The following is a 13,960-nucleotide window of genomic DNA, read 5'->3' as shown; positions in this document are numbered from 1 at the left end:
CTGCCCTGAGCATCTGTCAGAACTGGTAGTTGACCCCCAGCGTCAGCGAACGCTGCGGCGCCGGCTGGCGGCCCCATGGGCTGGTATCGATGCCGCGGAAATAGTACTCGCGGTTGAACAGGTTGCTGATGCCAGCCGACGCCGTCAGCACGCCATCACGCACCTTGAAGCGCCGCTCGATGGCGGTATTCCACAGCCAGTAGGCCGGCAGCTTGCCGACCGAGGCAGTGGCGTTCTCGTCGCCGGAGTTGGCGGCATCGGTATAGGCGCTGCTCACGTAGAGGCCATCAAGGCTGTAGGTCCAGTTTTCGGCAAAGCGATAGCGACCATCGACACTGAACTGGTTGCGCGAGGCATAGGGCACCTCGTTGTCCTTGAATTCGCCGTTGCGCTGCTTGGCATCGAGGTAGGCGTAGCTGGCATGCAGGTCGAGGTTGGGCATGGCCGCCGGGGTCCAGAACACCTCAGTCTCGATCCCCTGGTGGCGCGTGCTGCCGAGGTTGACGAAGCGGTCGCTGGTGGCGTCGTAGACGATCTGGTCATCGAAGTCGATGCGGTACACGCCCAGGTCGACGCGCAAGCCATCCCACGGCGTATAGCGCACACCGGTCTCGTAGTTCCAGGCCAGCTCCGCGCCGACCTGGCCCTCCTTGACGATCTGCGTCACCTGCGGCGGGCGCAGCGACTTCTGCGCGTTGGCGTAGACGAACCAGTCATCGCTGGCCTGGAAGCCCACGGTGATACCGGGCAGCCATTCCATCGAGCGGTTCTCGTTACTGGCCCCGGTGATGCCGTCGTCGTACTGCATGCGCGCGTTTTCGTAGCGCACGCCCGGGGTGATGGTGAGGCGATTGTCGAGCAGGCCGATGGCGTTGCTGATGTAGAACGCCTTGGCCTCATCGTCGAACTGCCAGTCGCGAAACGGCGTGGTCGCACCGCTGGCCAGGCTTTGACGGTTGACCTTGTAGTCGATGTCTTCCTTCACGTAACGCGCGCCAAGCAGCCAGGTCTGACTGACCTGCTCGCCGTCGATGCCCAGGCTCAGGCGCGGCTCGCTACCCCAGACCTTGAAGTCGCGCGGGCCATCCTGCTTGGTGACCGCCTCGCCATCGGGCGTGAACGGCAGGCCGACGACGAAGTTGCGGTAGCTGTTGTGGGCGAAGTTGGTCCAGCTGAAGGCCACCGAGTCGAACGGGCCAATGGCACCGAACTGCTGGGTATAGGTGCCCCAGACCCGGTCGGTGTCGCCCTCGAAGCGGTCCAGGGGGCGGGTCGACTGCCGGGGGTCGTGCTTGTAGTCGGCAACGCTCAGGGCGCCGGCCAGATCCATGTCGGCCTTGTAGTGCTGGAAGCCGAAGCTCAGGTCACGGTCGTCGTCGATGTTCCATTGCCCGCGCAGGCGGTAGTTCTGGATATCGGTATCGGAATGCTCGCGCCCGGCCTGCCCGCCAATGGTGTTCAGGTCCAGTTGCAGGCCGAAGTTGTCGGTGATGAAGCCACCGGTGCCGACGTAGGTGTCCCACAGCTGGCGACCGCCGGGGAAGAACGTGGCGCGCTCCTGCAAGGTGGTCTGCCACTCCCGGGGGATCGGCTTGCTGATGAAGTTCACCACTCCGCCGACGTTGTTCGGCCCGTACTGCACGGCCGCACCGCCCTTGACCACGTCGATGCGATCGACCGCCGCCATGGTCACCGGAAACAGCGACAGGCCGGTCTGACCGTAGGGCGCCAGCGCCAGCGGAATGCCGTCGGACAACGCCTGCAGCCGGCCACTGCGGCTTTCATACAGGCCACGCACGGCAATCTGCGGCAACGCCCCGGTGCCGGTCTCGTCGAAGATCTTCACCCCCGGCACCCGCTGCAACGCCTCGTCGACACCCCGCACGCTGGCCTTGTGCAGCGCCTCGCTGCCGACCACGTTGCGGTTGCCGGCGTAGGTTCGTACCTCTTCGTCTGTGCCGCTGCCCAGCACATCACCACTGATCACCGTGGCGTCCACCGCCAGCGGTTCGGCCGGGACCGTCGCTGCCCTGGGCTGGACGGCAGATTCAGGGGCGACCACCAGGAAGGTCTGCGCGTCTTGCATCTGGACCTGCAGGCCACGTGAGTCGAGCAGGCGATGCATCGCCTCTTCGGCGCTGTAGTGGCCATGCAGCGCTGGCGTGGTGCGCTCCCCCACCACGTCGCTGGCGAAGATGATCTGTACCCCGGTCTGTTCGGCCAGGCTGTTGAGCGCCTGCTCCAGGCGGCCGGCGGGCAGGTCGATGGCGGTCTTGTCGGCGGCGAACGCGGGCATGGCGGCCAGCAGGCTCGCGGCAAGCAGCGAAAGCGGCAGGCGTGGGCGATCGATACGAGTGGGGTACTTCATGGCGAGCGGGTCCTTGGCGTGAGTGTCTGTCATCAATGCCGCTTCGAATCCGACGAAACCCTACCTGCCAGTGAAAATATTTTGTGCACCTCGATGCCTCACCGCCGGGGCGGCTTTACCCACAGTAGGATCGCCGAGATAATGGCATTTTGAAATCAAGCATCCTGCTGCCCTGAAACGGAGTTCGAATGACCCAAGCGCAAGCCCCCCAGCTTTCCCCCCGCAGCAATCAGATCACCTCACTGGCCGCCAAGATCATGACCGGCCTGGGCGTCGTGCTGGGTGGCATGTGGGCGATCATCACCTATCTGGTGCCAGACCCCAGCGTATTCGGTTTTGGCTTCATCAACTGGCGCAACATCGTGCTGCTGGTCAGCGTCTTCACGGTGCTCGGCGCGCTGTCGATCTGCTGGCAGATCCGCAACCTGCCGAAGATGCTCCACGGCACCGCTCTGACCCTGCTGATCGGCGGCCTGTCGTTCGCCTTCTTCATCCTCGGCACCGAATACGCCAAGCCGACTTTCGAGTTCGCCAAGGTGCAATCGATGGTGGTCGAGAATGACGGCAACAATCTGCTGGGCAAGCGCATGGAAGTGGTCGACAGCGTGCGTATCGAATTGGTGGGGTGTGAGAACATCGGCCGCTTCCCGAACTGCACGTTCACCCTCACCAACCTGGACATGGACCGCGACTTCCGCTTCGAGAGCGCCAGCCGCTTCTTCGACGAATCCGGCGCGCCGGTGTCGATCAAGGAACTGCGAGTGGGCCAGCAGCCGATGACCTACTGGAACAACTTTCAACTGCTGCGCAACGTGCCGACCACCGTGAGCCTGGTGTTCCAGGAAACCGACCGCAAAGTCGAGCGCAGCCCGTCTATCAAGCTGCTGATCTCGACCCGCGACAACAGCACCCAGGCCTTGAAGTTCAACGACGTGACCTTGAAGTGAGTGCCTTGCCACTGGCTTGAAACGGCGTCAGCGACCTGACGCCCGCGGTCCGATGTGCACACTGCCGTCTGCCTCGCGGCGCAGGCTCAGCGGCAGGATGCGCGGCAACAGGTCGAGCAGCTCGTCGACATTGCGCGTATTGAAGGTGCCGGAGATGGGCAGGTCGGCCAGGCTCTGGCTGTCGAGCCTGATCGCCCCGATGCGGTAGCGCTGGATCTGTGCCAAAGCCTCGGCCAACGGCGTGCGGGCGAATACCAGACGCTGCTGCTGCCAGGCCGTGATGCGCGCCAGGTCCGCTTTGGCCACGGCCTGCAACTGGCCGTGGCTCACCCGCACCTGCTGCCCTGGAGCCAGGTGCGTGCGCTGCGCCGGGTCGGCGCTGGACTGCACCGCCACGCTGCCACGCAGCAAGGCCACATCCACCGTATCGTCGCCACGTAGCACATTGAAGCGGGTGCCGAGCACACTTACCTGGGCGCCAGCGGCCTCCACCCGGAACGGCCGGACCACGGCCTTGCTGACCTCGAACAGCGCCTGCCCCTGCTGCAACTCGACACGGCGTGAGCGCAAATGCCAGCTCACCTGCAGGCGCGTACCGCTGTCCATCTCGACCTGGCTGCCATCGGCCAGCTCCACCACCCGCCGCTCGCCTACGGCGCTGATGTACTGCTCGCGCTGGTAGCTGGGGTCGAGCCAGGCCAGGGCTGTGCCGATAGCCAGCACCAGCGCACCCACGATCAACGGCTTACGGGGTTTGCGCGGCTTGGGCTGCGGCATCGGAAAGCGCTCGCGCAGCGCCTCGCGGTGTCGGGCCAGGGCCTGGTCCTCGGCCGAAGGGGGTGTCTGCGGTGGGATATGACTACTCATTGGCCTGCCTGTCGTTGATCCAGATGTGCCCGGCAGGCAGCCAGGCCCAGCCGCAAATGCTTCTCCACGGTTTTCAGGGAAATTCCCATGCGGGCGGCGACTTCCGCCTGGGGCAACTCGTGGATCTTGTGCATGACGAAGACCATCTGGCAACGCTCGGGCAAGAGGCTGATGGCCTCGGCAAGCAATTCGAACTCGCGCGCCGCCTCATACTGGTGGACTGGCACCGGGGCCGGGCAAATGATGTCCAGCGACTCGGGCATTTCGCCAACCCATGACAGCCGCCGCCGCTCGCTGCGGTAACGGCTGACGGCCTGGTCGTGGGAGATTTTACGCAAAAGCGCCAAGGGCGTGCGCACCTGCTCTTTCTCGCGCTTCTCCAGCAGTTGCACGCAGACATCGTGCACCACTTCGCGGGCAAAGCCGCGATCACCGAAGCGGCGCCGAACATGATCGACCAATTCGTCGTAGTGACGAACCAAGGTGCTGAGCAGCGAGGGTTTGGCAGGATCGAAGGACATGGCGGACCTGAGGCGAGCAGCGCGGCCATGAATATAAATGAGAACACTTCACATTCATAGTGAGCACTTCAACTCGCCTGCCACTTCCTGAAGGAGCGGGAGGGCCTTTGAATCGATCTGTTACACTCCCTCGCCCTAACCGAAATGGAGTGTTCATGATCAGGACAATCAAGGGGCTGGCCGTGCTGTTGGCCATGCTGACGCTGCTCAGCGGCTGTGGCTACAACGCGATGCAGGCCGCCGACGAGCAAGTCGATGCCGCCTGGGCCGAAGTGCTCAACCAGTACCAGCGTCGTGCCGACCTGGTGCCCAATCTGGTCAACAGCGTGAAGGGCTACGCCGCCCACGAGGCCTCGGTGATGAGCGAAGTCACCGAAGCCCGCGCCCGACTCACCCAACAACCCATCACCCAGACCCAGCCCGACGATGCCGAGGCCGTGGCCCGCTTCGATGGCGCGCAGCGCCAGCTCGGTTCGGCGCTGCAGCACCTGCTGGTGATTGCCGAGAACTACCCCGACCTCAAGGCCAGCGGCGCCTTCCGCGACCTGCAGGTGCAGCTCGAAGGCACCGAGAACCGCATCGCCGTGGCGCGTGGCCGCTACATCACCTCGGTGCGCGAGTACAACGTGCTGCTGCGCCAGTTCCCGGGCGTAGTCACCGCCAAGCTGATGGGCTACCAGCCCAAGGCCAACTTCTCGGTGCAGAACGAGGCCGCCCTGGCGCAACCGCCTGCCGTGGACTTCGTCAAACCATGAGGGGCGCATATGTGAATACGGGCGCGATGGCTCGCGCCATCAGCCTGATGCTGATCACCCTACTGCTTGGCCTGTGCGCCAGCGCTGCTCGCGCCGCGGTGCAGATACCCGAACTGCAAAGCTGGGTCACCGACCTCAGCGGCACCCTCGGCGCCGACCAGCGCCAGGCCCTGGAGCAGCGCCTGCAAGGGCTGGAGCAGCGCAGCAAGGCGCAAGTGGCCGTACTGCTGGTGCCTGAGCTGGAAGACGAAACGATAGAGCAGTTGGCGGTACGCGCGTTCGCTAAGTGGCGCCTGGGCCGCCAGGGGCAGGATGACGGTGTGCTGTTGGTGGTCGCCAAGCAGTCGCACGCACTGCGCATCGAAGTGGGCTACGGGCTGGAAGGTCGCATCACCGACGTGCAAGCCAAGCACATCATCGACGAGCGCATCGCCCCGGCCTTTCGCCAGGGCGACTACTACACCGGCGTGCTGCATGGCATCGATGCCATCGGCGAGTTGATCGAGGGCCACAGCGCGCCACCGGCACCGGTGCTGGCGAGCGCTCCGGCAACGGAGGCGGAGCGCGCACCGCCGCGGCTTGGCGGGCTGGTGAGCGTGGTGGTGTCGCTGATATTGCTGGCGGCTTTGCCCAGCTGGCTGGGCAGCCGGTTCAGAGGGCTCAATGGTTTCATGCGGGCGCTCTGCAGTGCCGTGATCATTGGCTTGGTATCGGTGGGCATCGAGCTATTGCGCGGCACTGCCCTCGACATGGTGTTGATCCGCTCGGGAGCGATGGCCTTCCTTGCCTTGCTGGCCTATGGGGTGCTGTATGCCTATGTGCATGGCAGCAGCGACGTGGGCGACACACGCGGCAGCAGGCGCTCGGGAGGGTCATCACGCCCCAAAGGTGGTGGTGGCCGCAGCGGCGGTGGCGGCGCCAGCGGCGGTTGGTGACGCCCGGGGGCGCGAAGCGGCCTCTGGCCTGCAAAATGATCCGAAGGCACCGGGGCTGCTACGCAGCCCATCGCGGCGCAAGGCCGCTCCTACAGGGGGTTGCAATACCTGACGGTGTCTGGAGAAACGCGATCATTGCAGGAGCGGCCTCGTGCCGCGATGGGCTGCACAGCAGCCCCAAGGTTCCAGCTGCGACGCCGAGATCGATGTGCGCAGCGATGGCAGACTGTTCCCCCCTGTAGGAGCCGATATGGAGCACGGTATGGACATCGAGGAAATCAAGCGACGCCTGGCCCGGCCCGCCACGAAACTCGTGGCAGGTGGTTTCAGGCCTACCCATCAGGACGACGAAAGCTGGCTCGGCAAGGTCTTCCTGTTCAAGCCCACTGAAGACATCCCGCGCAATGAAGCCGGCGAACAGATGCTGCCCTACGCGCAGTTCCACCTGCCTGGCCTGCCCTATTGCCCCCCGGCCCTGGCGGACACGCGTGTGCTCACCGTGTTCCTGTCCCAGCGCTTCCCCGAACCCTTCGAGCCTATGGGCGGCAACTGGCTGATCCGCGAATACGGCCATGACGATGTGCTGGTGCGCAAGGACCTCAGCGTCTCCCACTCGCACCTCAAGCCGTTCCCGCTGAAGACCGAGTGGGTCGCCGAGGATATGCCACTATGGGACGGCGGTGGCGTGCCGGCCGACCTTGAGGACGAAGTGCTCGAACTGAAACGCCAAGGCAAGCTCAACGGCTACTACGACCTGGTCACCCACTGCTACGAACACAAGATCGGTGGCTACCCCTCGTTCTGCCAGGCAGGCGTGGAGCCCGACGAAGGCTTCGAGTTCGTGCTGCAGATTTCATCGGATGCCAAGATCAACCTGAACGTGGTGCACAGCGGCAGCCTGATGTTCTGGAAAAACACCGTCACGGGTGCCTGGGCTCTGTACTACGACTTCTACTGAACGCCGTGACGGTGTCGAACCAGACCGTCAGAACAACCGCACCTCATAACTCAGGTAAAACCGGTTTTCATCCACGTCCCGCGTGAACGAAGACCGGTAGGCCGCGTTACGCCAGGTGATCCCCACACCTGCCAACGGTCCCCCCTGAATCACGTACTTGATATCGGTATCGCGCTCCCATTCACGACCCGATTCATGCCCCAGCACCTTGGCATCCTCGCCGTGAAAGTAGCGCGTCATGAAACTCAACCCCGGTATCCCACTAGCAGCAAAGTCATAGTCGTAGCGCAGCTGCCAGGACTTCTCGTTCTGCTCCGAGAAATCCCCATACTGGGCAAAGTTGATCAGGTACGGATCGGTGCCATCGAGGTACGGGAAGGCGCTATCCCCACTCATCTTCTGCAACCCCAGGCCAAAGGCATGACCCGCGTGCTGGCGATAGGTGAGCATGCCGTTCAAGGCACGGTTGTCGATCTTGCCGCCCGCCGCGCTGCCGGTGTCGTCGCTGATCGACAGCCGCAGGTCCAGCTCCAGCGCATCGCTGCCCACGGCCGTGCGCCCTTTGACGCCGATGAAGTGCTGCGCATAGACGTCGTCGAGCTTGCCGTAGTGGTAGCTGCTCGACCACTGCTTGTTCCACTGATAGTCCACCCCGCCGAGGTAGAAATGATCGGCCGGTGCCGCCGTGCGGAAGCGGCTGTTGCGGTTGTACAGCGCGACGCTGCCCTGGCCCGACTCGTTGCGCTGGCTGACTTCATCGAGCCGGCCGAGGGTCAGCGTGGTGTTGGAGAAATCGTTGGAGGTCAGCATCCCACCCTGGAACATCTGCGGGAACAGCCGCCCATAGTTGGGCTGTACCGTCGGTAGCTTGGGCACCAGGGTGCCGACCTTCAACTCGCTCCTGGCCACCCGCAGCTTCACCGTGGCGCCCAGCCGCGAGTAGTTGTCGCCAGGTTGCCCGTCTTCCTGCACCGGCAGCAGCCCAGTGCCGGCGCGGTCGCTGCTGGAGTCGAGCTTGATGCCCAGCTTGCCCAGCACGTCGACGCCAAAGCCGACGGTGCCGGGGGTGTACCCCGAGCGATAGTCGAGCAGAAAACCCTGGGCCCACTCCTCGCTTTTCGAGCGCCCCGCCCCATCGCGAAAATCGCGGTTCATGTAGAAGTTGCGCATCGACAAGGTGGCCTTGCCATCCTCGACGAACCCTTCGGCCGCTGCCAGGCCACTGCAGCCGGCCAGCGTGGTGAAGAGGAAAACAGTGGTCTTATTGTTGTTGTACATGTGTTCTCCAAACGAACGACGCGGGCGCGAACGTGCGCCCGCTCAAGGGTCAACAGCGTTCCAGCACCATGGCCACGCCCTGGCCGACACCCACGCAAAGGCTGACCACTGCGTAGCATTGGTTGCGCTGGTGCAAGCTGCGCGCTGCGGTGAGCGCCAGGCGCGCGCCGGATGCGCCCAGGGGATGGCCGATGGCGATGGCTCCGCCGTGAGGGTTCACGCGTGGGTCATCGAACGGCAGGCCCAGGGCTTTCAAGCAGGCCAGCACCTGGGCGGCGAAGGCTTCGTTGATTTCGATGAGATCGACCTGGTCGAGGGTCAGGTTGGCGCGTTGCAGGGCAGTGAGGATCGCCTGGTGCGGGCCGATGCCCATGATCCGCGGCTCCACGCCGACACTTGCGGAAGAAAGGACTCTTGCCAGCGGCTTCACCCCGTACTGCTCGCCAACCTGGCGGCTGCCGATCACCAGGGCGGCGGCGCCGTCATTGATGCCCGATGCATTGCCCGCCGTGACCACGCCGCCTGGGAACAACGCCGGCAAGCGCGCCAGCGCGGCCGCATCCGACTGAGGCCGCGGATGCTCGTCGGCGCCGACCTCCAGCAGCTCGCCCTTGCGCCCTGCCGGCACGGCAATGGGCATGATCTCGCCCGCGAAGAAGCCGTCGCGCAACGCCGCCTGGTAGCGCGCCTGCGAAGCCGCCGCGTAGGCGTCGGCCTCCTCGCGGCTGATCTGCATCTGCGCAGCCAGGTTGTCGGCAGTCTCCGGCATGCTGTGATTGCCATACTGGGCAATCAGCCGGCCATTGGGAAAGCGCACGCCGATGGTGCTGTCGAACAGACCGACCGAACGACTGAACGGCGTAGCCGACTTGTTCATCACGAACGGCGCCCTGGACATGCTCTCAACGCCACCGGCCAGGTACAGGCTGCCTTCACCGCAAGTGATCGCCCGGGCCGCGTCGATCACCGCCGACAGCCCGCTGGCGCACAGCCGGTTGACGGTGATGCCCGGCACCGAGCAAGGCAGCTTGGCCAGCAGCGCGGCATGGCGGGCGACGTTGCGGCTGTCCTCGCCGCTCTGGTTGGTGCAGCCGAGAATGACTTCATCGAGCTCAGAAAGTGGAAACCCGGAGGTTTCCATGACCTGCGCCAGCACCGCAGCGGCAAGGTCGTCGGGGCGCAACGGGGCGAGGCCGCCGGCATGGCGGCCGAACGGGCTGCGCAGCCCGGAATAGAGGTAGGCATCGAGCATGGTGGGTTCTCTGGAAAAAGCCGTGCACGGCGCCCATCCCGGACGCCGCGACACGGAAAGCGGGTTGGGTTATCGGGCCGGGATTACGCCGTTGGCCTCAAGGCTGCTAATCGCCTCGGCATCGAAGCCGTGGCTGGCCAGTACCGTGCGGGTGTGCTCGCCCAGCTGTGGTGGCGCATAGCGCAACGCAGGCGGTGTGCGCGACAGCTTGATCGGCGAACCCAGGCCCTGGTAATCGCCCTGGCGCCAGATCATCTGCCGATGCTGGGTGTGCGGGTGATCGACCACGGCCTGGACATTGGCGATGGCGCCGCACGGCACGCCACGCGCCATCAGTTGCTCGGCGAGCAGCAGGCCGTCATGGTCGGCCAGCCTCTGCTCGAGCAACACCTTGAGTGCATCGCGGTGGCGCAGGCGCTGGGCGTTGTTGGCGAAGCGCGGGTCATCGGGCAACGTGCCGGCATCGATGAACTCGCAGAGCTTGCGGAACTGGCCGTCGTTGCCGATGGCCAGGAACACCGGGACGCTCCCCGACTGGTAGCTGTCGTAGGGGCAGATGTTCGGGTGGGCATTGCCGGTGAGCCTGGGTAGCTTGCCCGAGGCCAGATAGTTGGGCACGTGCGGGTGCAACAGCGACATGCCGCAATCGTAGAGCGAGATGTCGACATGCTGCCCTTGGCCGCTGCGGGTGCGTTCGGCCAGGGCCAGCAGCACGCCGGTCAGGGCGTTGAGCCCGGTCACCAGGTCGACCACCGGCAAGCCGACGCGGGTCGGGCCGCTTTGCTCGTCACCGTTCACGCTCATCAGGCCGGCCATGGCCTGGATCACCGCGTCGTAGCCCGGCAGCCCACCCAGCGGCCCATCGGCGCCAAAGCCGGTGATGGAGCAATGGATCAGCCCTGGGAAGCGGGTCTTCAAGGTGTCGTAGCCCAGCCCCCAGCGCTCCAGGGTGCCGGGCTTGAAGTTCTCGACCAGGACGTCGGCGTCTTCCAGCAGGCGAATCAGCACATCCTTGCCCTGGGCCACCGAGAGGTCCACGGCCAGGCTCAGCTTGTTGCGGTTGACGCCCTTGAAGTAGGCCGCCAGGTCGACATCGAAGGGCGGGCCCCAGCCGCGGGTTTCATCGCCGCTCAAGGGTTCCAGCTTGATCACCTCGGCGCCGTGGTCGGCCAGGGCCTGGGTGCAGTAGGGGCCGCCCAGCACGCGGCTGAGGTCGACGACCTTGATGCCGCTGAGGGCGCCAGTCTTGTCGTTCATGGCTCTACGCTCCCGGATCAGCGACGTGGCAGCAGCGACAGCGCCGCAGTGAGGTCGATGGGTTGTTCGCAGGCGACCTTGGCCAGTACCTGGGCCTGCTCGGGGGTGTGCAGCGGTTGCAGCGGGTCGCTGGGCAGCAGCTTGTGCTGGAGCACCAGGTGGGCCAGGGCCAGGCGGCGGAAGTCGCCCAGGCGCATTGCCTCCCAGGCCATGAAGATGGCCGTGGTGATGTGATAGAGCGCGCTGCCGCTGTGGCGGACTTCTTCGCTGCGGTCGTGCTCGGCGACGCTGCGCATGCCTTCGCTGGCAGTGTGCAGGACCTGCTCGAACAATGCCTTGGACGCGTCCGGCAATCCGGCTTCGGCCAGCAAGCCTTGCAGATACTCGGTCAATGGCCCCAGGGCGCCTTCACGCACCGTGGCGCGGGCGATGTCCAGCGCCACGATGTTGCTGGTGCCCTCCCAGATCGAACCCAGGTGCGAATCGCGCACCAGCCGGGCGTCGCTCCATTCCTCGATGTAGCCGACGCCGCCGCGCACCTCCATGGCATCGCCGGTGACCCTGCGGGCATCGCGGCAGGCACGGAACTTCACCAGCGGCGTAAGGATGCGCACGCACTTCTGCGCCGCTTGCTCGCCAGCGTCGGCCTTGGGCAGCAAGGTGGCGATCTGCATGAACATCGAGCGGGCCTGCTCGGTCGGCAGCATGATCTTCAGCAACTGGCGCTGCATCAGTGGCATCTCGATCAGTGCCTTGCCAAAGGCCCGGCGATGGCGGGCGATGTACAGGGCTTCGGTCAGCGCGCGGCGCATCATGCCGGCCGAACGCACGCCGTTGGACAGCCGCGACATGTTGATCATGTCGGCCATCTGCTGGAAGCCGCGGCCCTCCTGGCCCACCAGGTAGGCGGTGGCGCCTTCCAGGGCGATCTCGCCGCTGGCCATGGAGCGAGTGCCGAGCTTGTCCTTCAGGCGGATGATGCGGTAGGCGTTGCGCGAACCGTCGTCGAGCACCTTGGGCAGCAGGAACAGGCTGACGCCCTTGAGGCCCGGCTGATCGTTGGAGCGGGCCAGGACCATGGCCAGGTCGGCGTCGGCGTTCGAGCAGAACCACTTGTCGCCGTACAGCTTCCAGGCCCCGTCCTGCTTGCGCGCCTCGGTCACCGTACCGGAGACGTCAGAGCCGGCCGCCTGCTCGGTCATGAACATGGCGCCCTGGAACAGGGTTTCGAAGTTGGGGTCGGTCAGTGCCGGCAGGTAGCGCTGCACCAGGGCGTCATCGCCGAACTTGCGCAGGGTGCGGGTCAGCGAATCGGTCATGCTCACCGGGCAGCACAGGCCGAACTCCGCCTGCACGAACAGGTAGGTGAGCGCGTACTTGACCAAGGGCGAGGGGCGGTCCTCGACATGGCTCATGCGCGACAGGCCCAGCTCGCCGTAGGCCACGCGCTCCAGCGCCACGTAGTCAGGATGCTTGAGGATGCTCTGCAGCGCTTCGCCACGGCGGGTGCGCTGTTGCAGGGTGGGCGCGTGCTTGTCGGCAGACAGCGCCAGCTGGTCCAGCTCGCCACCGGCGCGAGCGCCCAGGCGCTCCAGCGTCGGCTTCCAGCGGGCCAGCTCGGCCGCCGGGAGGTACAGCTCGAGCAGGCGGCCCAGGCTGGCATCGGCCTCGAACAAGTTGATGCCTGCGCTGTCGGGGATATTGCTCTCGGTAGCCGAGAGGCTTGGGTGTGCGGCGGTCATCGGGGACGTCCTGGTTGTTTTTGTTGCCCCGATCCTAGGAATCGCTTCGATAACTATCCAATACAAAAAAAAGACCCTACGATAAATAAAACAGATCGTAGGAGCCGGCGGATGGACCTCAAACACTTGCGCTACTTCATCGCCGTGGCCGAAGAGCTGCATTTCGGCCGAGCCGCCGCCCGCCTGTTCATCTCGCAGCCGGCGCTGAGCTTCGACATCAAGAAGCTCGAGGAACAGCTCGATACGCAGCTGTTCGTGCGCACCAACAAGTTCGTCAAACTGACCGGCGCCGGCGAAACCCTGCTGGCCGAAGCGCGCAACCTGCTGGTGCAGGTGGAGCAGATGAAAGCCCTGACCAAGCGCTCGGCGGCCGGCTTCATCGGCCGCGTGCGCATCGGCTTCGTCAACTCGATGCTGCACCGTGGCCTGCCCCGGGCAGTCGAGCGCTTCCAGCAGGACAACCCCGGCGTGGAAGTGGTGCTGATCGAGATGAACAGCGCCGAGCAAGTGACCGCCATCCAGCGCGGGCAGATCGACCTGGGCTTCGTGCATGGCGGCATGACCTCGCCTGGCGTGGCCTCGGAACTGGTCATCGCCGACCCGTTCGTCTGCTGCGTACCCGCCACCCACCCAGCAGCCGGGCGGCGGAAGATCGACCTGGCCGACCTGCGCGACGAAGGCTTCATCCTCTTCCCTCGGGCGGTATCGCCGCATTACCACGACCTGATCGTGGCCCGCTGCGTGGGCGCGGGCTTCAGCCCGATCATCCGCCACGAAGCACGGTTGTGGCAGACCATCGTGACCATGGTGAGCATGGGCATGGGCGTCGCGCTGGTGCCCAAGACGCTCTCCCAGGCCTGGCCGGACAACATCCACTACGCCGAGATCGACCAGGCCGGGGCACTGTCGGAAACCCACGCCATCTACCCCGTGGCGGCACCGGCGGTGGCCGTGCAGGCCTTCCTCAAGACCCTGCGCGAATGCCTGCCGAGGGTATGAAAGCTGCCACCTCTACGATAAGCAAACCCATATGAAACGATAATAATAAAAGAATATTTATTTCTGCCTCCGCTCCCTACA

At 65.0% G+C, this 13,960-nt stretch carries 12 protein-coding genes; 5 read left to right on the top strand and 7 right to left on the bottom strand.

What is annotated here, in order from left to right; genetic code table 11:
• Positions 1 to 16 precede the first annotated feature (16 nt).
• Complete coding sequence (locus IAE37_RS06770) at positions 17 to 2,368, bottom strand: TonB-dependent siderophore receptor (RefSeq protein WP_236409826.1); 2,352 nt, start codon at positions 2,366 to 2,368, stop codon at positions 17 to 19.
• Positions 2,369 to 2,556: 188 nt separating this feature from the next.
• Here IAE37_RS06770 and IAE37_RS06765 point away from each other — a divergent pair, with 188 nt between their 5' ends.
• Positions 2,557 to 3,315, top strand: coding sequence for a hypothetical protein (locus tag IAE37_RS06765; protein WP_201171291.1), 759 nt, complete (start codon positions 2,557 to 2,559; stop codon positions 3,313 to 3,315).
• Positions 3,316 to 3,342: 27 nt separating this feature from the next.
• On the opposite strand, the gene IAE37_RS06760 is transcribed toward IAE37_RS06765, so the two are convergent.
• Positions 3,343 to 4,182 carry a FecR family protein gene (locus IAE37_RS06760; RefSeq protein WP_201171288.1) on the bottom strand — a complete coding sequence of 280 codons (840 nt, stop codon included), beginning with the start codon at positions 4,180 to 4,182 and terminating at the stop codon, positions 3,343 to 3,345.
• Positions 4,179 to 4,703 (bottom strand): RNA polymerase sigma factor, encoded by a 525-nt coding sequence (locus tag IAE37_RS06755; RefSeq protein ID WP_201171285.1) that lies wholly within the window; start codon positions 4,701 to 4,703, stop codon positions 4,179 to 4,181. Before IAE37_RS06755 ends, IAE37_RS06760 begins: the two co-directional genes overlap by 4 nt.
• A 155-nt stretch (positions 4,704 to 4,858) precedes the next feature.
• Between IAE37_RS06755 and IAE37_RS06750 the strand changes: the two genes are divergently transcribed.
• The 3 genes from IAE37_RS06750 (at position 4,859) to IAE37_RS06740 (ending at position 7,351) form a co-directional block, all read left to right on the top strand.
• Entirely contained in the window at positions 4,859 to 5,458 is a 600-nt protein-coding gene (locus IAE37_RS06750) for a LemA family protein (RefSeq protein WP_201171284.1), read from the top strand.
• Positions 5,459 to 5,484: 26 nt separating this feature from the next.
• Positions 5,485 to 6,393: a TPM domain-containing protein gene (locus tag IAE37_RS06745; protein WP_201171283.1), complete on the top strand. Its 909-nt coding sequence runs from the start codon at positions 5,485 to 5,487 to the stop codon at positions 6,391 to 6,393.
• Between the two features lie 262 nt (positions 6,394 to 6,655).
• Positions 6,656 to 7,351 carry a DUF1963 domain-containing protein gene (locus IAE37_RS06740; RefSeq protein WP_201171607.1) on the top strand — a complete coding sequence of 232 codons (696 nt, stop codon included), beginning with the start codon at positions 6,656 to 6,658 and terminating at the stop codon, positions 7,349 to 7,351.
• Positions 7,352 to 7,378: 27 nt separating this feature from the next.
• Here IAE37_RS06740 and IAE37_RS06735 read toward each other — a convergent pair whose 3' ends face one another.
• From IAE37_RS06735 to IAE37_RS06720, 4 genes are all read right to left on the bottom strand, one after another.
• Entirely contained in the window at positions 7,379 to 8,629 is a 1,251-nt protein-coding gene (locus IAE37_RS06735; protein WP_201171277.1) for an OprD family porin, read from the bottom strand.
• A 49-nt stretch (positions 8,630 to 8,678) separates the two neighbouring features.
• Positions 8,679 to 9,881 carry a 3-oxoadipyl-CoA thiolase gene (locus tag IAE37_RS06730; protein ID WP_201171274.1) on the bottom strand — a complete coding sequence of 401 codons (1,203 nt, stop codon included), beginning with the start codon at positions 9,879 to 9,881 and terminating at the stop codon, positions 8,679 to 8,681.
• A gap of 69 nt (positions 9,882 to 9,950) precedes the next feature.
• Entirely contained in the window at positions 9,951 to 11,138 is a 1,188-nt protein-coding gene (locus IAE37_RS06725) for a CaiB/BaiF CoA transferase family protein (protein WP_201171271.1), read from the bottom strand.
• Positions 11,139 to 11,155: 17 nt separating this feature from the next.
• A complete protein-coding gene (locus IAE37_RS06720) occupies positions 11,156 to 12,880 on the bottom strand; it encodes an acyl-CoA dehydrogenase family protein (protein ID WP_201171268.1) in 1,725 nt (574 codons plus the stop codon).
• A gap of 111 nt (positions 12,881 to 12,991) precedes the next feature.
• On the opposite strand from IAE37_RS06720, the gene IAE37_RS06715 reads away from it, so the two are divergent.
• Positions 12,992 to 13,879: a LysR family transcriptional regulator gene (locus IAE37_RS06715; RefSeq protein WP_201171263.1), complete on the top strand. Its 888-nt coding sequence runs from the start codon at positions 12,992 to 12,994 to the stop codon at positions 13,877 to 13,879.
• Positions 13,880 to 13,960 lie beyond the last annotated feature (81 nt).

The organism is Pseudomonas sp. S31 (assembly GCF_016648105.1).
Lineage (GTDB): Bacteria > Pseudomonadota > Gammaproteobacteria > Pseudomonadales > Pseudomonadaceae > Aquipseudomonas.
The sequence above is the reverse complement of the archived record's forward strand: the minus strand, read 5'-3'. Positions and strand labels throughout refer to the sequence as shown.